This is a genomic window from Wolbachia endosymbiont of Mansonella ozzardi, assembly GCF_020278625.1.
Lineage (GTDB): Bacteria > Pseudomonadota > Alphaproteobacteria > Rickettsiales > Anaplasmataceae > Wolbachia.
In genome coordinates, this window is sequence record NZ_JADAKK010000080.1 from 1 (window position 1) to 2,708 (window position 2,708).

Sequence of the window (2,708 nt, forward strand, 5' to 3'; positions counted from 1 at the left end):
TGTACAAAGAGGAAGCTATTCTTGAATGCAAACTTGAAGAAGGTATGAAGAAAGGTATAGAAGGAGGAAAAATTGAAGTGCAAGGGCAATGCTGGCCAATAATGTTGATGTTGTGATACTACTGTCAAATTTACTGGTCTTTCTATTAGTAAGATTAAAGAATTAAGTAAAAACCAGTAAACGGTTGCGTTTTCTTTACAAAGTGTGCAATGTTATAAGTACAATCAATATGCCGTTACCAAGACTCGAACTTGGGACCTCGTCATTACCAATGACGTACTCTACCATCTGAGCTATAACGGCAGGATTTATATATAATGATAATGAATAGCACAAAAAAGAATAAGGAAAAGGAAAAAGAGAGAAAAAGATTAGCAAAAGCTTTAAAGCAAAATATTCTAAAAAGAAAAAAGCAGCAACAGGGTAGAAAAAATGCCAGAACTACCGGAAGTGGAAGTGATATCTAACTTTTTGTTCGATACAGTAAAAGACAAGCAAATAAGCAGTGTTACAGTTAATAATTGGAATTTACGTGTACCGATAACAAAAAATATCGATGATGCGTTAAAAGGTAAAGCTATAAACAATATCAAGCGTAGAGGTAGATACATAATCTGGAATACAGACAATGATATAGCCGTTATCATGCATCTTGGTATGAGCGGAAAGCTTATATACGCTGAAGATAATCAAGTGCAGAATAAACATGATCACGTGATATTTTTGTTTTCCGACAATACTTCAATGATCTTTAATGATCCAAGAAGGTTTGGGTTGGTTGTCGTTTTAAGCAAAGCACAAGAAGTAAATTTTTTTAATGACTTCGGAATAGAGCCCTTAACGGATGAATTCAATGGAGGCTATTTGAAGAAGCTACTGAAAGACAAGAAAGCAAATATCAAATCAGTATTAATGAACAATAAATTAATAGTTGGTGTAGGTAACATATATGCTTCTGAGAGCTTGTTTAGAGCCCGCATATCACCGCTTAGATCAGCACAAGATTTAACATACAGAGAGTGCAAAAAAATTGCCACTGAAATAAAAAATACTCTAAATGATGCAATTGCTGCAGGTGGTTCAACGCTGAGAGATTATGCGCAACCATCTGGATCTGTTGGATACTTTCAAAACAGTTTTTACGTATATGGTCAGGTTCAAAAACCTTGCAAAATTTGTAATAACACCATAACACTTATACGACAAAATGGCCGTAGCACTTATTTTTGCAATGTATGTCAGGATTAAGATTCTATTCTTTGGTATGACATTTTTACCTAAAAAAGATCCGTTTGATTTGTTTTCAAAGTGGTACAAAGCAGTGCTCAATTCTCCATGCAAAGAGCCAACTGCAATGACGCTGGCAACTTGTAGCAAAGGCTGTATTCCATCTGCAAGAGTGGTATTGCTAAAGGAATATAGCAAAGAAGGCTTCGTGTTCTTCACTAATATAAATAGTAGAAAAGGAAAAGAATTGACCGAGAACCCCAAAGCTGCATTAGTATTTTACTGGATAGAGTTTTTTAGGCAAGTGCGAGTTGAAGGAGATGTAAAACTCCTATACGGTGAAAAAGCTGACGAATATTTCTCCTCTCGAGCACGCGATAGTCAAATTAGTGCATGGTGCTCAAAACAATCGAGCGTTCTGAAAAATTGGCAAGATTTTGAACAAGCTATCGAACTAAAGGAAAAAGAACTTTATAACAAACAAGTTCTTCGCCCTGATTTTTGGATGGGATTCTGCGTGATTCCAAAAGTAATTGAATTTTGGCAAGAAGGTGAACATAGAAGACACACTAGATTTAGATACACCCTTGTTGAAGAAGGCAGCTGGAAAATAGAGCAGCTGTATCCTTAACCATGCAACACAACTGCATTAACATTGTTATTTGATAGTGATCTTCACTGAAAAACAAGGCAAAACTTGCTGTAACATACTGTCTTTGGAAAAAACGTCCGTGCAACTATGTGCTGCACACTGGAATAACAGAAAGCAAAACCTTACCTGGTTAGTTTACTTCCTGCTTTCGTGAGGAAAAGCATTCTTTCACTTTTTCAATCATAGGTGATAGAATATATTCATTCACTTTTTCAGCTATTGGCTCAATAATATACGCTGTTGCAAAAAGCCTTGCATTGGTGCTATGGCTCCTATCACTGCACCTGTTAAACTGCAGATCCTGCTCCAAGCATTGCACAAGGAAAAATAACAGTTGCAGCTGCAGCAAGACCAACTCCAATTGCAGTGTTTGCAGCGCACAACCAAGCATATGTGAAAAGATCTTCTTTGTAAAATGTTCTTTCTCTTGTATTATTTGTATATACTATATACAAATAATATTGCAAGAACAACGGCAACAGCCTCACCTATTACCAAAGGTGATAAAGCTGTAAAGCTTAATCCCAAACCTATAAGTGCCCCTATTGTAGCCCATGCTACCTGATAGTATAGAAAATTCTTTAGCCTCTCCCTTCGTATAACTACCCCTAATTAGTCAATAGTAAAGTTTTCTGTAGAGTTTTAAACCTCTCTATTGCTATTATAATTAGGTTAATTGAGTAAGCAAAGTAATTTCTTTATGAAGTGGTCTTGGCGAAAGAACGGAATAAGGATCTTGACTTACAATCACCCCCAACCTCCATGATGTTGTTCCAATACCTCCTTTTCCTGTCATCTAAGTGACTTTTTTCGTCATTCCAGCAGTTGA

4 protein-coding genes and 1 tRNA gene are annotated in these 2,708 nt (G+C 36.3%); 3 read left to right on the plus strand and 2 right to left on the minus strand.

Features of this window, described 5'->3' with window-relative positions:
• Positions 1 to 230: 230 nt before the first annotated feature.
• A tRNA-Thr gene (locus IHO40_RS05545) sits at positions 231 to 303 on the minus strand.
• A 20-nt stretch (positions 304 to 323) separates the two neighbouring features.
• Here IHO40_RS05545 and IHO40_RS05550 point away from each other — a divergent pair.
• Genes IHO40_RS05550 through pdxH form a run of 3 tightly spaced genes read left to right on the plus strand, consistent with a single transcriptional unit; the run spans position 324 to position 1,858 of the window.
• Positions 324 to 467 carry a hypothetical protein gene (locus IHO40_RS05550; RefSeq protein ID WP_225537140.1) on the plus strand — a complete coding sequence of 48 codons (144 nt, stop codon included), beginning with the start codon at positions 324 to 326 and terminating at the stop codon, positions 465 to 467.
• Positions 433 to 1,248 carry a bifunctional DNA-formamidopyrimidine glycosylase/DNA-(apurinic or apyrimidinic site) lyase gene (gene mutM / locus IHO40_RS05555; protein WP_225537141.1) on the plus strand — a complete coding sequence of 272 codons (816 nt, stop codon included), beginning with the start codon at positions 433 to 435 and terminating at the stop codon, positions 1,246 to 1,248. The genes IHO40_RS05550 and mutM overlap by 35 nt, the downstream gene beginning before the upstream one ends.
• A gap of 16 nt (positions 1,249 to 1,264) precedes the next feature.
• Positions 1,265 to 1,858, plus strand: a complete 594-nt coding sequence (pdxH, locus tag IHO40_RS05560) for a pyridoxamine 5'-phosphate oxidase (protein WP_225537142.1) — start codon at positions 1,265 to 1,267, stop codon at positions 1,856 to 1,858.
• A gap of 151 nt (positions 1,859 to 2,009) precedes the next feature.
• Here the strand turns inward: pdxH and IHO40_RS05565 are convergent, their stop codons facing one another.
• On the minus strand, positions 2,010 to 2,270 hold the full coding sequence (locus tag IHO40_RS05565; RefSeq protein ID WP_225537143.1) for a hypothetical protein: 261 nt from the start codon (positions 2,268 to 2,270) through the stop codon (positions 2,010 to 2,012).
• Positions 2,271 to 2,708: the final 438 nt, after the last annotated feature.

Bases quoted from the DNA above. Each gene is read 5' to 3' on its own strand.
- IHO40_RS05550 (WP_225537140.1), top strand. From the start codon at position 324: ATGAATAGCACAAAAAAGAATAAGGAAAAGGAAAAAGAGAGAAAAAGA.
- mutM (WP_225537141.1), top strand. From the start codon at position 433: ATGCCAGAACTACCGGAAGTGGAAGTGATATCTAACTTTTTGTTCGAT.
- pdxH (WP_225537142.1), top strand. From the start codon at position 1,265: ATGACATTTTTACCTAAAAAAGATCCGTTTGATTTGTTTTCAAAGTGG.
- IHO40_RS05565 (WP_225537143.1), bottom strand. From the start codon at position 2,270: ATGCTTGGTTGTGCGCTGCAAACACTGCAATTGGAGTTGGTCTTGCTG.